Origin of the sequence: Gracilibacillus halophilus YIM-C55.5, from assembly GCF_000359605.1 — a bacterium.
GTDB lineage: Bacteria > Bacillota > Bacilli > Bacillales > Amphibacillaceae > Gracilibacillus > Gracilibacillus halophilus.
Genome location: NZ_APML01000019.1, coordinates 100,895 through 116,222, shown reverse-complemented (window position 1 = coordinate 116,222; position 15,328 = coordinate 100,895). Strand labels below are relative to the sequence as shown.

General features: G+C 37.0%; 18 protein-coding genes and 1 pseudogene. 16 read left to right on the top strand and 3 right to left on the bottom strand.

Annotated features, from left to right (window positions below):
* Window positions 1-3 precede the first annotated feature (3 nt).
* Window positions 4-1,207 (top strand): annotated as a pseudogene (locus J416_RS04990) (DNA polymerase IV).
* Here J416_RS04990 and rnz read toward each other — a convergent pair.
* Window positions 1,204-2,127, bottom strand: coding sequence for a ribonuclease Z (gene rnz / locus J416_RS04985; RefSeq protein WP_003466300.1), 924 nt, complete (start codon window positions 2,125-2,127; stop codon window positions 1,204-1,206). The pseudogene J416_RS04990 and the gene rnz sit on opposite strands and share 4 nt — an antisense overlap.
* A 12-nt stretch (window positions 2,128-2,139) precedes the next feature.
* Window positions 2,140-2,880, bottom strand: a complete 741-nt coding sequence (locus J416_RS04980; RefSeq protein ID WP_003466298.1) for a glycerophosphodiester phosphodiesterase — start codon at window positions 2,878-2,880, stop codon at window positions 2,140-2,142.
* A 155-nt stretch (window positions 2,881-3,035) separates the two neighbouring features.
* On the opposite strand from J416_RS04980, the gene J416_RS04975 reads away from it, so the two are divergent.
* Window positions 3,036-3,824, top strand: a complete 789-nt coding sequence (locus tag J416_RS04975) for an SDR family NAD(P)-dependent oxidoreductase (protein WP_040512945.1) — start codon at window positions 3,036-3,038, stop codon at window positions 3,822-3,824.
* A gap of 14 nt (window positions 3,825-3,838) precedes the next feature.
* Window positions 3,839-4,159 (top strand): iron-sulfur cluster biosynthesis family protein, encoded by a 321-nt coding sequence (locus tag J416_RS04970; RefSeq protein WP_003466294.1) that lies wholly within the window; start codon window positions 3,839-3,841, stop codon window positions 4,157-4,159.
* Between the two features lie 79 nt (window positions 4,160-4,238).
* On the opposite strand, the gene J416_RS04965 is transcribed toward J416_RS04970, so the two are convergent.
* Window positions 4,239-5,153 carry an aldo/keto reductase gene (locus J416_RS04965; RefSeq protein WP_003466292.1) on the bottom strand — a complete coding sequence of 305 codons (915 nt, stop codon included), beginning with the start codon at window positions 5,151-5,153 and terminating at the stop codon, window positions 4,239-4,241.
* Window positions 5,154-5,270: 117 nt separating this feature from the next.
* On the opposite strand from J416_RS04965, the gene J416_RS04960 reads away from it, so the two are divergent.
* The 13 genes from J416_RS04960 to J416_RS04900 all read left to right on the top strand — a co-directional run bounded on the left by J416_RS04960 (window position 5,271) and on the right by J416_RS04900 (window position 15,273).
* Window positions 5,271-5,813: an NUDIX hydrolase gene (locus J416_RS04960; RefSeq protein WP_003466290.1), complete on the top strand. Its 543-nt coding sequence runs from the start codon at window positions 5,271-5,273 to the stop codon at window positions 5,811-5,813.
* Window positions 5,814-5,828: 15 nt separating this feature from the next.
* On the top strand, window positions 5,829-6,983 hold the full coding sequence (locus J416_RS04955; RefSeq protein WP_003466286.1) for an endonuclease Q family protein: 1,155 nt from the start codon (window positions 5,829-5,831) through the stop codon (window positions 6,981-6,983).
* A gap of 104 nt (window positions 6,984-7,087) precedes the next feature.
* On the top strand, window positions 7,088-7,726 hold the full coding sequence (spoIIM, locus tag J416_RS04950) for a stage II sporulation protein M (RefSeq protein ID WP_003466282.1): 639 nt from the start codon (window positions 7,088-7,090) through the stop codon (window positions 7,724-7,726).
* Between the two features lie 174 nt (window positions 7,727-7,900).
* Window positions 7,901-8,347 (top strand): ferric iron uptake transcriptional regulator, encoded by a 447-nt coding sequence (fur, locus tag J416_RS04945; RefSeq protein ID WP_003466280.1) that lies wholly within the window; start codon window positions 7,901-7,903, stop codon window positions 8,345-8,347.
* Window positions 8,348-8,423: 76 nt separating this feature from the next.
* Window positions 8,424-8,642 (top strand): DUF4227 family protein, encoded by a 219-nt coding sequence (locus tag J416_RS04940; protein ID WP_003466277.1) that lies wholly within the window; start codon window positions 8,424-8,426, stop codon window positions 8,640-8,642.
* Window positions 8,643-8,653: 11 nt separating this feature from the next.
* Window positions 8,654-9,541: a site-specific tyrosine recombinase XerD gene (xerD, locus tag J416_RS04935; RefSeq protein ID WP_003466274.1), complete on the top strand. Its 888-nt coding sequence runs from the start codon at window positions 8,654-8,656 to the stop codon at window positions 9,539-9,541.
* Window positions 9,542-9,672: 131 nt separating this feature from the next.
* Window positions 9,673-10,890, top strand: coding sequence for a D-alanyl-D-alanine carboxypeptidase family protein (locus J416_RS04930; RefSeq protein ID WP_003466272.1), 1,218 nt, complete (start codon window positions 9,673-9,675; stop codon window positions 10,888-10,890).
* A 109-nt stretch (window positions 10,891-10,999) separates the two neighbouring features.
* Window positions 11,000-11,359, top strand: a complete 360-nt coding sequence (gene spoIIAA, locus J416_RS04925; protein WP_040512942.1) for an anti-sigma F factor antagonist — start codon at window positions 11,000-11,002, stop codon at window positions 11,357-11,359.
* Window positions 11,356-11,796 carry an anti-sigma F factor gene (gene spoIIAB / locus J416_RS04920; protein ID WP_003466266.1) on the top strand — a complete coding sequence of 147 codons (441 nt, stop codon included), beginning with the start codon at window positions 11,356-11,358 and terminating at the stop codon, window positions 11,794-11,796. Before spoIIAA ends, spoIIAB begins: the two co-directional genes overlap by 4 nt.
* 9 nt (window positions 11,797-11,805) lie before the next feature.
* Complete coding sequence (gene sigF / locus J416_RS04915; protein ID WP_003466264.1) at window positions 11,806-12,552, top strand: RNA polymerase sporulation sigma factor SigF; 747 nt, start codon at window positions 11,806-11,808, stop codon at window positions 12,550-12,552.
* Between the two features lie 171 nt (window positions 12,553-12,723).
* Complete coding sequence (locus J416_RS04910; RefSeq protein ID WP_338029446.1) at window positions 12,724-13,347, top strand: stage V sporulation protein AA; 624 nt, start codon at window positions 12,724-12,726, stop codon at window positions 13,345-13,347.
* Window positions 13,337-13,777, top strand: coding sequence for a stage V sporulation protein AB (locus J416_RS04905; protein ID WP_003466261.1), 441 nt, complete (start codon window positions 13,337-13,339; stop codon window positions 13,775-13,777). The genes J416_RS04910 and J416_RS04905 overlap by 11 nt, the downstream gene beginning before the upstream one ends.
* Before the next feature lie 26 nt (window positions 13,778-13,803).
* Window positions 13,804-15,273: a spore germination protein gene (locus tag J416_RS04900; RefSeq protein WP_003466260.1), complete on the top strand. Its 1,470-nt coding sequence runs from the start codon at window positions 13,804-13,806 to the stop codon at window positions 15,271-15,273.
* The last annotated feature ends 55 nt before the right edge of the window (window positions 15,274-15,328 follow it).

Sequence of the window (15,328 nt, the reverse complement as noted above, 5' to 3'; positions counted from 1 at the left end):
AGAATGAAACAGTGGTATCCCAAGAAAGGCAGAGTCATATTTCATGTGGATATGAATAGCTTTTATGCTTCGGTTGAAATGGTTTATCAACCTTCATTAAAAGGTCAACCATTAGCTATAGCGGGGAATCCAGAAGAACGTAAAGGTATTATCGTGACAAGTAGTTATGAAGCAAGAGCTTATGGTGTAAAAACGACGATGCAATATGGGAAGCGAAACAGCGATGCCTCATCTCGTTGTGATGCGTCCAAACTTTGATAGATATAGAGAAGTGTCGCAACAGATGTTCGACTTGTTAAGAGATTATACACCTTATGTGGAACCTGTATCGATCGATGAAGCGTATGTAGATATTACCGATAACTATTCAAGCGGTGCGCCACTTGATATTGCTCATCAAATGCAAAGCGATATTCAGGAACAATTAGGCTTACCTTGTAGTATTGGTATCGCCCCTAATAAGTTTCTAGCCAAAATGGCCTCAGACTTGAAAAAACCAAATGGAATCACGGTGTTAAGAAAACGTGATGTGAATCAAAAATTATGGCCGATGCCGATTGAGGAAATGTATGGTGTTGGGAATAAGACAGCGGAGAAATTAAAACATTATGAAATCAACAAAATTGGTGATTTAGTAAAAGCTGATCCTTTTTTATTAAAAGGAATACTTGGAATTAATGGCGAGCGACTTCAACGTCGAGCAAAGGGAGAAGATCCACGAGCAGTGGATCCTAATAGTGCACAAGTTTTTAAAAGTATTGGCAGTTCACAGACCTTGTCAGAAGATACAGTAGATGATCAGTTGTTACGTCGAATGATTCACCAATTGTCCGAAAAAGTGGCAATACGACTAGCCAAAAAACAAGCTGTCGGTAAAACGATTCAAGTGACGATACGTAATTATAAGCGGCAAACGATCACAAGACGCCAAACCGCCAGTGATTATTTGGATGCAACTTCTGATATTTATCGGATGAGCCTTCAGCTCTTTGAAAATCATTGGAATGGAGATCCAGTAAGATTACTGGGTGTTACCATGCAAGATGTATTAAAAAAGCAAGAACTTTCTGAACAACTTGATTTGTTTAATTATCATTCATATGCGCAAAAAGAGCCATTATATGAGACGATTGACTCCATCCGATCGAAATTTGGGCCACAAAGTGTGCAAAAGGCTTCATTCCTAGATGAAGAAGAGAAGCATTAGTAATGGTCAACCGATTGTGTAAAGAAATCATAAGCTATATGAGAGGCTGGAAAAATAGTTCTTGCCTCTTGCAAGAGCTTCGGGTAATCTTCTGCTTGAAATCGTCCAGATAAATGAGTGATAATTAATTGCTTGGCGTTGGCTTCTTTTGCTAACTTGGCTGCTTGTTCTGTTGTTGAATGGTGGTATTGTGTTGCAAGTTCTGTTTGCTCATGTGAAAATGTTCCTTCATGAATGAGTAAGTCAGAATCTTGAGCAAAATGAATATGAGAACTTTGGTACATCGTATCGCCAAAAATCGTAATGACTCTTCCTTTTTTTGGTGGACCGATGAATTCTTTTGTATCAAGGATTGTGCCATCACCCAGTGTCACTTGATCGTTTTCTTTGATTTGTTTATATACCGGTCCTGGCTGAACTCCTACATCTTTTAGACGATCGACTAACAAGCGACCAGGGAGATCCTTTTCTTCGATTCGAAAGCCAAAACTAGGAATACCGTGGTTGAGTTGTTTGGCAAACACACGAAAGTTGGTATCCTCAAAAATATGACCTTCATCAATGATTTCGTAATGAATGTCGTAGGTTAATCTTGTCTGACTCACAGCGAGTGCTTGTTCTACGTAGTCATCGATGCCTTTAGGCCCATATATAGTAAGCGGGCTTTCGCCACCTTGAAATGAACGACTACTTAAAAAACCAGGTAATCCAAAAATATGATCACCGTGGAGGTGTGTAATGAAAATTTTATTTATTTTTCTTGGTTTTGTTGGGGTATGTAAGATTTGATGTTGTGTCCCTTCGCCACAGTCAAACATCCAAACAGCATCTGATTCTTGTAATATTTCTAGTAATATCCCAGAAACATTACGTTGTTTATTAGGGATGCCTGATCCTGTGCCAGTAAAAATAACTCTCACTTGGTAACCTCCTTATTCTTCTCTTTGTATCTGATTTCTAACGTGTATAGCGATATCTGGTGTGTCAGAAAATAAAGCGTGACAACGATGATTTATGACTTTTCTAATAGCCATCGGATGATTCACTGTATATACCGCAACATATAATTGATGTTTTTTGGCTTCTTCAACTAGTTGTTGATTTAACAATCGGTATTTAATATGTAGTCCTTTGGCACCTAAATGTTTTCCATAGCGACATAAGTCTTTTCGTTTTCTCCCGGTTAAAAATGCATAGGAAATGTCCTGGTTTATATCTCGTAACTTCACAAGGCTTTCATCTAGGAAACTAGAAAAAACGGTTTGATTTATCATATCGTATCGTTTCACTTTTTCCCAAACAATTTGTTCGATGTCTTCATAATGAATCACGTTCGTTTTTAATTCAATATTTAGTAACAAATGTTTGTCTTGATTCCAAGCTAATAGATCTTCTAAAGTAGGTATTTTCGTATCTCGATAATATAGTGAGAACCAAGAACCAGCGTCAAGTGTTTGCAATTCGTTATATGTGTAATCCTCAATAAAGCCGACGCCATCAGTTGTTCGATTAACAGTTTCATCATGGATGAGTACAGGTACTTGATCTTTCGTTAACTGCACATCGGTTTCAATTCCATCTGCTCCTATTTGATAAGCCAAGTCAAAAGCAGGCATTGTGTTTTCTGGCGCTTGTTTACTAGCACCGCGGTGTGCATAAACAATGGTTTTCAATCACATCACCCCATTTTCGAAGTTGGTTCACATTGATTGTCGTTGATTCCATCATACATGTCAATCTGTTTTCATGCATACTGACAAAAGATTTACGTTACTTTTACATGAACGATATAAATGGCAACTATGTTATAATTATTATGGTGATGATGATGAAAAAATTAAAAGGAAAAAAAGTGCTCATTACTGGGGCATCGGGTGGTATTGGAGCAGCAATCGCTGAATTGGTAGCCAATCGTGGTGGTCATCCTATCATGGTAGCAAGATCTGAAGATAAACTAAAAGCCTTGGTACACGCCATTGAACACCAAGGTGGTTCAGCGGAATATTATGTAGCAGATGTAACCAACCAAAGTGAATGGGACGAAGTATTACAAACCATTTCAGAAAAACATCCTGTGCTGGACGGATTAGTAAATAATGCCGGACTTGGTCGGTTTTCGTTCTTTGAGCAAATGAAGTGGGCTGAAATTGAACAAATGATACAATTAAATATACAAGCTTTGCTTTATACAACACATGTATGTCTTCCACTATTAAAAAAGGCACCTGTCTCTCATATTGTGAATATTGGTTCACAAGCAGGCAAAATAGCGACACCAAAATCAGCGGTTTACAGCGGAACTAAAGCCAATGTCATCAGTTATTCTCATGCGTTACGAATGGAATTAAAACAAGAATCCATTTATGTGACAAGTGTGAATCTAGGACCGGTAGCGACGGACTTTTTTGAGCTTGCAGATCCTGAGGGTTCGTACCAAAAAAACATCTCGAAATTTATGCTTGATCGATATAAAGTAGCTAATCGGGTTGTCGATTCCTTACTAACACCTAAACGGGAAATTAATATGCCATCCTGGATGAACGTAGGTGCGAAATGTTATCAAATGTTTCCTAGATTAATGGAAAAAGTATTGCATCGAGCCTTTCAACAAAAATAGGAGGGAGAACACTTATGCAATTAACAATCACAGACGCTGCACTTCAAAAGATTTACGATATCCAAAATGGGAGAGACGCCTATCTATCATTGTACTATGATACAGATGGATGCGGTTGTGGTGTCAATGGTATGCCAATGATTGGTTTTAAACGAGAAAAGGACGATATGGACAAAGATGTAGATTGTGAGCAATTTAAAGTGCTTGTGCATAAGCAAGAAGCAACATTTTTTGAGAAGAACGTTAAGTTAGATTATAACGGACAGACGTTTCGATTAACGAGCCCAGAAGGTGTGCTCAATCCATTGATCCCTGTACCACAAATGAATGGATAAATGAGAATACGTAAAAAAACAACTGGTGTATATGCCAAGTCGATGCATATATACCAGTTGTTTTAACTTGTGAAAAGGGTTATCGATGGTTTTGGTAATAATTCGGTTGCGTAATTTCACGTGCTCGCTCGATTTGGTCTTGATCAAATGATTGTTCGAATGCTGCTACATTTTCTTTTAATTGTTGAATCGAGCTGGCGCCATTAACAATCGAAGTCACAGCGTTTGCATGTAATACATATTGAAACGCAAGTCCTGCTAATGTTTGTCCTTCATCTAAAATATCCGTCAATCGTTCGATCGTTTGTTTCAAATCATTGTGATTGTAAGTGAGGTAACCGTCTTGGCCTTTTCGATTCAAAACATCTTGATAATGATCACTTAATAATCCTTTAGCTAGGGATCCTCTTGTAACGACACTTATATTTTGTTTATCGAGTAGTGATAAGACTTCTTCTTCTGGACGTCTATCAAATAAACTGTATTGGCTCATGATACTGATAATATTTGAACGATTTACATATTCACGAATCACATTTGGTCGAATCGATGATATGCCGTAATAACGAATGTAACCTTCCTGAACTAATTCTTCAAACGCTTCGATTGTATCATCGATTGGATCATCAATGGTGCCACCGTGTAATTGATAGAGATCAATATAATCAGTATGCAAACGACGTAAGCTCTCTTTTACTTGCTCTTTTATGTAAGCTTTTGAAGCATCCCAAAACCAGCTCCCGTCAGGTCGCAAATGATTACCGACTTTCGTGGCCAACACAATATCATCCCGAATCGGTTGAATGGCTTTACCGACAATTTCTTCATTTATTCCTTTATCGTAAAGGTCAGCAGTATCTAAATAATTGATCCCTAAATCGGTTGCTTCTTTAATGATACGCTCTGCTTGTTGTTCGTTAGTACCGAGTGACATACACCCTAGTGCAAGTGGCGAAACGTATAAATGAGACTGACCTAATTGAACTTTATCCATATGAATCATCCTTTCTATTCTAACGAATCCAGTTATATTTATTGTACAAATTCATGGAAAGAAATACAATGAATGTAGATTTGATCAATCATAAAAAATAAGAAAGTAGGGAAACAAATGACGAATTTACATGAGACAACGATACATACAACTTCTATTTTTAATGGAAAAGTAATTAATGTTCAGGTCGATGATGTGACATTACCGAATGGGGAAACATCTAAACGGGAAATTGTGAAACATCCCGGTGCTGTAGGAATTATACCTATAACGAAAGACAACAAAATCGTCATGGTGAAGCAATACCGTAAGCCATTGAATAAAACATTAATGGAGATTCCAGCTGGGAAGCTAGAATCCGGTGAAGCGCCTGAAGCAACCGCAATCAGAGAGTTAGAAGAAGAGACAGGCTATACGAGTGATCATTTAGAATATGTGACATCATTTTACACTTCTCCCGGATTTGCCGATGAAATTATTTATTTGTATAAAACCAATCATCTAGAACGAGTAGAAGATAAGCTGGATATGGATGAGGATGAATTTGTTGAAATTGTAGAAGTGACGTTAGAGGAAGCAGAAGAATTGGTGCGTGAACAAGTCATTCATGATGCAAAAACAGCATATGCCATCCTTCACTTATGTACATTACGTTTTTAAAGGATGAATAAACTGATGAGAGAATACTTCGTTGATTTACATATTCACATAGGAAGAAATCAATTAGGGCGGCCCGTGAAAATAACGGGAGCTCATACACTTACTTTAGAGCATATTATGGTTGAAGCAAGAGAGCGAAAAGGAATTGATATGGTAGGAGTGATCGATTGCCATTGTCCGACGGTATTAAAAGAAATTGAGACATGCATTCGTAATGGTCAAGCTTCTGAATTAAAAGAGGGGGGGATTCAATTTGGCTCTACAACACTTATTTTAGGTAGTGAAATCGAGATTTATGATGAAAATTGTAAAGGGCCGATTCATGTTTTATGCTATTTCCCAGGTCTTGAAACGATGAAACAATTTTCACATTGGTTAAAAGGAAAAGTAACCAATCCTGAATTAAGTTCACAGCGTTTTTATGGATCCGCAAAACAATTACAATATAAAGTGAAACAGCTTCACGGTTTATTTATTCCGGCTCATGTATTTACTCCTTTTAAAAGTTTGTATGGTAAAGGGGTAAGATACTCGTTAACGGAAGTATTCGACAAGCAATTGATTGATGCCGTAGAGCTAGGTTTGAGCTCTGATACAACTATGGCAGACACCATTTCAGAACTACATTCATACACATATGTAACGAATTCAGACGCACATTCATTAGCGAAGATCGGTCGCGAATACCAAAAAATGCGTCTCTCGTATCCAAATTTCTATGGACTCGAAATGGCATTGAAGTCAACAAAGAATGCATCGATTATAGCCAATTATGGTATGAATCCAAAGCTCGGGAAATATTACTCGACAGTATGTAAGCATTGTTCGAACCCGTTAAATGGAACGCAATGTTCTCATTGTGGATCAAAACAATGGATTAAGGGGGTGCGTGACCGAATAATGGAAATTGCGACCCCCTCAACAAAAATTCCGGAACGTCCGCCTTATATTCATCAAGTTCCATTAGAATACATTCCGGGAATTGGTAAAAAAACGTATGAAAAATTATTATTTCATTTCGATACAGAGATGAATGTCATTCATTATGTAGAAGAAGAGGAGTTAAAACGTGTGGTTGGCGAAACGTTAGCTGATTCTATTATCCGTTTACGAAAAGGAGATTTAGTCGTTAAATCAGGTGGTGGCGGTTCTTATGGTAAAATCACCTAGTCATCGTTGATTTCTATATCATGAGTAGATCGCCTACTGATGGTTCTATTTTCTTTTTATCTTTCATAGAGTAAAACGAGAACTCAATGAAGGATGTGAAAGAAATGCCGAAAGGAAAGAACCAGCTGACAGTACACTTAACTCAATATCATACGATCTATATATTTACCATTATATTGTTTTTAACAGGGATTATATTTGGAGCGCTCATTGTTAATAGTATGTCATTTATACAAAAACAAGATTTATTATTTTATTTGGAACGTTTTTTTCAAAGTTATTTAGTAGATGACTTAATTTCACATAAAGCATTATTCAAACAATCGATCACCTATCACATCCAATATTTAGCATTGTTGTTTTTCCTTGGATTATCTGTTATCGGCTTACCGATTATCTGGATTTTAGTGTTTATCAAAGGAATGGTAATTGGCTTTACTGTAGGCTTCTTTGTGAATCAATTGGGATGGCAGGGGTTATTGCTTTCATTTTCCGCTATTGCCCCGCAAAATTTGATTGTCATCCCTGTCTATATATTGGCAAGTAGCTTTGCAATGATTTTTTCACTTACTTTAATACAAAGTATGATGTCAAAGCGTTATAAGCGTCCGATCTTAAAGACCTTTTATCACTATATTGCCATTTTTAGCATTCTTGTTGTTGGAGTTTGTCTAGCATCGTTGTTCGAAGCGATTATATCGTATGAGTCCATGCGTGTTATCGCAAATCGAGTTTTCAATTAATAATTATTTTAATATAAAACTTATTATTATTTTTTATTTTAGAATTATTTTAATTGACACCCCTCAGCCGACTTATTATAATGAAGTAAGACTTTCATCAGTGAAGGTTTCCTCCATCCCCTTCACTGATGGTTCGTGTTGCGATAACACTCGTGTGTGAGGGAGGTTACATGGATGGAACATCGGTTAGATCGAATTAAAGAAGAATTGCATGCACAAAGTTATAAATTAACCCCGCAGCGAGAAGCCACTGTTCGCGTGTTATTAGAACGCGAAGAAGATCATTTAAGTGCGGAAGATGTCTATTTACTTGTCAAAGAGAAAGCTCCTGAAATTGGCTTAGCTACCGTATATCGTACACTAGAATTATTATCGGACTTAAAAGTTGTCGATAAAATCAATTTTGGAGACGGTGTGTCACGCTATGATTTACGTAAAGAAGGAGCGAAACATTTTCACCATCATCTTGTATGTACAGAATGCGGATCTGTTGAAGAAATTATGGATGATCTTTTAGAAGATGTAGAAACAGTCGTGCAAGATCAATGGGGATTCTTAGTACAAGACCACCGACTAACTTTTCACGGGATTTGCCGAGCTTGCCAACAAAAAAATAATTAACAATTATGGTATATTTTCCTCCTATTATGGCATAAATTCTAATAGAATCATAATAGCTAATAGGAGTTTTTCAGATATGAATAAAATGTTAAGAATGTGCTATGAAATGATGAAAGTAATTTTGTTATTTATTATTTGTACGGTCATTTTTTACTATTGCATTAAAGCGGTGCACGAAGAGTATGGACAATTAGGTCGTTATGAAGAACCTCAAGGAAAAGCGATTAAAGTAATGGACCAAGAAGATGAGACCGTTATGGAACGACTAAGTATATTTTTTCGATTGGGTGAATAACCATGAAAGAAATGCAATATCCAGTGGAAGAGTTTCTTCATTACATACAAATTGAACGTGGGTTATCTGCTAATACACTAGCCGCTTATCGGAGAGATATGAAAAACTATCTACTCTATTTACATAATGAGCGAGAGATTTATATGTGGCAACAAGTCACAAGAAGTGATGTATTGCACTATATTTATGGATTGAACGATCAAGGCCGTTCGCAAGCTACAATGGCTCGTTCTTTATCTACTATCCGATTATTTCATCAATTTTTAATTCGAGAATTTGATATAAAGGACGATCCAAGTTTACATATTGAAACACCAAAAGCAAATCGAAAATTACCAGAAACTTTATCGATGGATGATGTTGACAAACTGCTCCAACTTCAACAACGGGACATATATACGTTAAGAAATAAGGCGATGCTGGAAATTCTTTATGCAACCGGCTTGAGAGTAACTGAACTTGTATCTTTGAAAATGAATGACTTACATCTAACAATGGGCTTTGTCCGTTGTTTAGGTAAGGGTTCTCGGGAACGTATTGTCCCATTAGGTGATGTAGCCAAACAAGCTCTAGAAGACTATTTACAACATAGCCGTCCCAAATTTGTTAAGAAAAAAAGAACAGAGGAATTGTTTGTTAATCATCATGGCAACCGTCTGTCACGACAAGGTTTTTGGAAACTATTGAAGCAAATTGCTAAAGATGCTGGTATTCAAAAAGAGATTTCACCACACACCTTACGTCATTCCTTCGCTACTCATTTGTTGGAAAATGGAGCTGACTTACGCGCCGTACAAGAAATGTTAGGACACGCTGATATATCAACGACACAAATTTATACTCACGTATCAAATGCACGGTTAAAAGATATTTATCGAACGCACCATCCGCGTGCATAACATACCAATACCGAACTGGTTACCATCTTATAATAGGTAACCTTTTTTTATGCGAAAAAAGGTTATTTCATGTTATAGATCGATCTTTTTTTGGAAAAAATGAAGATGTTAATGAATCGGAGGTGAAGAAAATGGAAAATATACATCGACGAAAAAATTGGATGATTGTGCTACTTAGTAGTTTGTTATTCTTGTCAAGTGTTTCAACCGTCTCCGCGCATCATCATCCGAATCATCAAGAAGTATCAGAACAGAATGAAAGCGACCAAAGTGATTCTGGTTTAGCCAGTCATTCAAAGTCTGCTATTTTAATGGAACGAGATACAGGGAAGGTGTTATTTGAAAAAAATGCTGACGAACCATTGCCACCTGCAAGTATGACAAAAGTAATGACAATGTTATTGATCATGGAGGCATTAGAAGAAGAGACGATCACACTCAACGAAAAGGTGCGAATTAGTGAGAATGCCGCGTCTCTCGGTGGCTCGCAAATCTTTTTAGAGGCCGGAGAAGAAATGACGATAAAAGATTTATTGAAAGGGGTCGCAGTTGCCTCAGGTAATGATGCTAGTGTAGCTTTAGCGGAACGAATTGCGGGTAGTGAAAAACGTTTTGTCGAAATGATGAATGAGAAAGCCGAAGAATTAGGATTAGAAGATACACATTTTAAAAATCCTACTGGTCTACCAGCTGATAATCATGTAAGCACGGCAAGAGATATGGCCAAAATGTCTCGAGCATTGCTGCAATATGAGTCTATTACCGATTATACAGGTATCTATGAAGATTATTTGCGTGAGGGAGAAGAAAATGAATTTTGGTTAGTGAATACCAATAAACTAGTTAAATTTTATGAAGGAGTAGACGGATTAAAAACAGGTTTCACGAATGAAGCGAAATATTGTTTAACGGCAACTGCTGAAATTGATGACATGCGTACGATTGCTGTGGTGATGGGAGCTGATACGACCAAAGAGCGGAATAGCGACGTTTCACAATTATTGGATTATGCCTACAACAAATACACGACGAAACCTCTTTTTGATAAGGGGCAATCGGTGACTACTTTTGATTGGCTAAAAGCGAATAAGTCTAATGTTGATGTTGTTACTGATGATTCGGTATCGATTGTTCATGAAAAAGGAGTTGACATTGAAAATATCAAAACACAAATAAAAATGAAGCAAGATGTTTCGTTGCCATTAACAGAAGGAACAGTTGTGGGCAAGTTAGAAGTCGTCGATAAGAATCAAGTACTGAGTCAAACGGATCTCGTTGTTTCTGAGAATATGAACAAAGCAAATGTATTTCAATTGTTTGGTCGTACGTTACAATCATTTTTTAACTAAAATGCAAATATTGAAATCTCGGATAAAGACGATTTATTTCTAGTTTTGTCGGTTAGAAGGAATTGTTGATGGCGGCATAGAAATATATGTTAAAGCAAAATGGGGAGGGATTAATTTGGGATTCAACACGAACTTTACGGTTGTTGAAAACGTCTTAATATTACGTATAGAAGGAGAGCTTGATCACCACACGGCAGTACAATTAAAGAACGAATGGCAACATCATATGCAATATCACCAAATAAAACATGTTGTGTTGAATTTAGAAGATCTTCACTTTATGGATAGTTCTGGGTTAGGCGTGATTTTGGGAAGATATAAAGAAGTGCAACAATTAGGAGGAGAAATGGTTGTTTGTTCCATTTCATCGTCCGTAAAGCGCTTATTTGATTTAAGTGGATTGTTTAAAATTGTCCGTCTGGAGCAAGATGAATCATATGCATTAAAAAGCTTGGGGGTGGCTTCATGAACAATGCGATGCAACTTCAATTTAAAAGTGTGAGTGAAAATGAAGCATTTGCTCGTGTATCCGTCGCTGCCTTTGTTGCACAAATTGATCCAACAATGGATGAACTTACGGAGATGAAAACGGTCGTATCAGAAGCTGTGACAAACGCCATCATCCATGGGTATGAAGAAGACCCTGAACAAATGGTTTATATCTCCTGTACGTTAAGTGATCATTCCTTATCGATTACAATTGAAGATTACGGGATAGGAATTGACAATGTGGAACTGGCAAAAGAACCTTTGTTTACCTCTAAACCTGAATTGGAACGTTCAGGTATGGGTTTTACTATTATGGAGAATTTTATGGATAAAGTGGAAATATATTCGCTCCCTGGAGAAGGGACAAAGGTGACGTTGACGAAGGATTTTCAGACAAGTAAAAGCCTGAGTAATTAGGTGATGCGGATGAAAACAAAACTTTCAAATTCTTCGACGTTAAGTAACAAGGAAGTGAAAGCGTATATTCGTGCAAGTCAAGAAGGTGACGAAGAAGCGCGTTCCATCCTTGTTGAGAAAAATATTCGCTTAGTATGGTCTGTGGTACAACGTTTTTTAAACAGGGGATATGATCAAGATGATTTGTTTCAAATAGGCAGTATAGGATTACTTAAATCAATTGATAAATTTGATTTAAATTATGACGTTAAATTTTCGACGTATGCAGTACCAATGATTATTGGTGAAATACAGCGATTCATCCGAGATGATGGTACAGTGAAAGTGAGCCGGTCGTTGAAAGAAACGGGCAATAAAATTCGACGGACGATTGATGATTTAACAAAGGAATTCAACCGAGCACCGACAATTCAAGAAATTGCCGATCACTTAGATTTAACAACGGAAGAAGTGATTCATGCACAAGAAGCAAGTCGAAAACCGCAATCCATTCATGAAACGGTCTATGAAAATGATGGTGACCCGATTACTTTGTTAGACCAAATCGCAGATGATCATGATCAATGGTTTGAAAAATTTACGGTGGAGCAAGTCGTCAAAGATCTGAATCAACGTGAACGACTAATTGTGTATTTGCGTTACTATAAAGATCAGACACAAACCGAAGTAGCAGAAAGGTTAGGCGTATCACAAGTTCAAGTATCACGTATCGAAAAGAAAATTTTAGATAAAATAAAACAAGAAATGATGAATTAACTTTAACAAAATTATGTTTTGTTATGAATACCCGAATGCTCTCTGACACTGATCAGTTAGCATTCGGGTTGATTTTTGGATAGGTTATGTCCCGTAGCTTTTTCCATACCAAGTTTTTCTAAGTATGGAATAGTTGTAATGATTGCATACTAAGAAAGAAACGGTTAGGAGGTGTGTAAGATCGAACAGAAAGTGTATCTACGCTTGAAAAAGAAAATAACAGTCGATCAATATCAAGTACTAACGATACATGATATTGCACATGTCACAGGAAATTTTCGCGAATTAGAAGATATCAGGCAACTTAAAATTTATGAGCTAACGAAGCAAGACAAAAATGTGTCGGTCATTGACGGTTTTCATTTGATCGATGTATTGTTATCAGCTTACCCTAATCTAACTTTTGAATTAGTTGGACCAAATCAAGTGATAGTAGATATAAAAAAGGGCTCAAGAAAAGCCTCGCCCATCTTAATTGCTTGTATTTGGTTATTGTTATGTATTGGATCAGCAATGGCGATTATGCACTTTCACTTTGATGTCGATATGAAACAAGTTCATCAGAGTCTGCATACGTATCTAACCGGAGAAGAGTCGGAAAAACCATTATGGATACAAGTACCTTATTCATTGGGATTAGGAATTGGGATGATTCTGTTTTTTAATCACGTGTTTAAAAAGAGGTTTAATGAAGAACCAAGTCCACTCGAAATTGAAATGTTTAATTACCAAGAAGATCTAGATCAATATCTTGTCACACATGAAAATGTGTTAAACCATCGCAATGATGATTAGTGTACTGGAAAATGGCAGTGAAATTGTTATTGGATTTGGTTCAGGTTTTGTCGTCGGATCAGGTTTTGTTGCTTTTTTAACTGTATTAGGAATTATTCCAAGACTTGTACAATTAAGTAAAAGTAGCCATGCATTAAAGTTGTATCAGATAGCAGTAATCATCGGTGCGATGGTCGGTGTTTATATCACGTTTACAGATACCACTTTGTCTTTACCAATCATTTTCCTTATGATTTGGGGATTCATTCACGGCATTTTTATTGGGATGCTTGCTGCCGCATTAACCGAAATTCTTAATGTCTTTCCCTTGCTCATGAAACGTTTAGGGATTGATGAAGCCATACTGTGGTTGTTAATGGCTATTGTCATTGGCAAAATATGTGGTTCGTTGTTCCATTGGATTATATTTGTTGATGAAATGCCTAAGTAATATTTTATAGATAATGAGGGATTTAAATGACACAGCATGATGAAAGTAAGCCGATTTATTCATCTATTCAAAAAAATCAACAATACTTAAAAGAGTCGCTCGGCGTAGATGTATCGTTTGATTTAGGCTTTCGAGAGTTTGTAATCTTTGAGAAAACCATCCAATTATATTATGTTACTGGACTTGTTGATACGTCATATATTATCGAGATTATTAAGAAATTGGTATCGATTAATGATGAAGAAGATCATGAGACGAGTGTGTATGACGTATTAAATAATCGCATTGTCCATCAACAAGTTGAAACAACAAAAACGTTGGACGAAGCGGTTGACCAAATGTTGAGCGGGTTACTTGTCATTTTCGTCGATGGTAACGAAAAAGCGTTTATCGTCGACGTACGTCAATATCCTGGAAGATCACCTAAAGAGCCTGATACGGAGAAAGTGATACGAGGATCGCGTGATGGTTATACTGAGAATATTATTGAGAATACAGCATTAACGCGAAGAAGAATTCGAGATGAACGATTACGGCATGAAATTATTCAAGTTGGTGAACGGTCTAAAACCGACATTTGTATCTCTTATTTAAAAGATGTTGCCGATAAAGATTTAATCAAACTAATAAAGAATGAACTAAAACAAATGGAAGTGGACGGTATATCGATGGCAGACAAAACGGTTGAAGAATACCTTGTACATCAAGGCATCAATCCTTATCCACTCGTCCGATATACCGAACGCCCTGATGTTGCTTCGATTCACTTGTTAGAAGGACATGTCGTTGTCATGGTTGATACATCGCCGAGTATGATGATTATGCCAACCACCTATTTTCACCACGTACAACACGCTGAAGAATATCGTGAATCACCAGCAGTCGGTACATTTGTGCGTTGGATTCGTTTTTTCGGAATATTTGCTTCCTTATTTTTATTGCCATTGTGGTTTCTCATGGTGATGGACCCTCGATTGCTACCAGATAATTTACAATTTATCGGTCCAAATGAAACAGGGAATGTTCCGATTATTGTTCAAATCTTACTGGCGGATATTGGGATTGAGTTTCTTCGAATGGCAGCCATTCATACACCGACTCCTTTATCTACCGCGATGGGATTAATTGCAGCGGTGTTAATCGGGCAAATTGCTATTGATGTGGGACTATTTAGTGCCGAAGTGATTTTATATGTGGCTATCAGTGCAATTGGTACATTTGCTACGCCAAGTTATGAACTGAGCGTTGCTAATAAAATAGTTCGCATGTTATTGATGGTAAGTACTTTCTTGTTTCATGTACCAGGATTAGTTATTGGAGTTACAGTCTTTCTCCTTTTATTAATCAGTACTCGATCGCTACGGACCCCTTACTTATGGCCGTTTATTCCTTATAATGGAAAAGCACTTACACAAATTTTATTTCGCCTGGCCGTGCCTTTATCCAAAAAAAGACCAAGTATTGTTCATCCTAAAAACCCTCATCGCCAAGCATAATCGATGCATCATAGTTGATGAATTTGATAAAATGTAAATGATCAAACAAACTTGA

Excerpts from the sequence above, each read along its gene's own strand:
- J416_RS04975 (WP_040512945.1), top strand. The coding sequence starts at position 3,036 with ATGAAAAAATTAAAAGGAAAAAAAGTGCTCATTACTGGGGCATCGGGT.
- J416_RS04970 (WP_003466294.1), top strand. The coding sequence starts at position 3,839 with ATGCAATTAACAATCACAGACGCTGCACTTCAAAAGATTTACGATATC.
- J416_RS04965 (WP_003466292.1), bottom strand. The coding sequence starts at position 5,153 with ATGGATAAAGTTCAATTAGGTCAGTCTCATTTATACGTTTCGCCACTT.
- J416_RS04960 (WP_003466290.1), top strand. The coding sequence starts at position 5,271 with ATGACGAATTTACATGAGACAACGATACATACAACTTCTATTTTTAAT.
- J416_RS04955 (WP_003466286.1), top strand. The coding sequence starts at position 5,829 with ATGAGAGAATACTTCGTTGATTTACATATTCACATAGGAAGAAATCAA.
- spoIIM (WP_003466282.1), top strand. The coding sequence starts at position 7,088 with ATGCCGAAAGGAAAGAACCAGCTGACAGTACACTTAACTCAATATCAT.
- fur (WP_003466280.1), top strand. The coding sequence starts at position 7,901 with ATGGAACATCGGTTAGATCGAATTAAAGAAGAATTGCATGCACAAAGT.
- J416_RS04940 (WP_003466277.1), top strand. The coding sequence starts at position 8,424 with ATGAATAAAATGTTAAGAATGTGCTATGAAATGATGAAAGTAATTTTG.
- xerD (WP_003466274.1), top strand. The coding sequence starts at position 8,654 with ATGCAATATCCAGTGGAAGAGTTTCTTCATTACATACAAATTGAACGT.
- J416_RS04930 (WP_003466272.1), top strand. The coding sequence starts at position 9,673 with ATGGAAAATATACATCGACGAAAAAATTGGATGATTGTGCTACTTAGT.
- spoIIAB (WP_003466266.1), top strand. The coding sequence starts at position 11,356 with ATGAACAATGCGATGCAACTTCAATTTAAAAGTGTGAGTGAAAATGAA.
- sigF (WP_003466264.1), top strand. The coding sequence starts at position 11,806 with ATGAAAACAAAACTTTCAAATTCTTCGACGTTAAGTAACAAGGAAGTG.
- J416_RS04905 (WP_003466261.1), top strand. The coding sequence starts at position 13,337 with ATGATGATTAGTGTACTGGAAAATGGCAGTGAAATTGTTATTGGATTT.
- J416_RS04900 (WP_003466260.1), top strand. The coding sequence starts at position 13,804 with ATGACACAGCATGATGAAAGTAAGCCGATTTATTCATCTATTCAAAAA.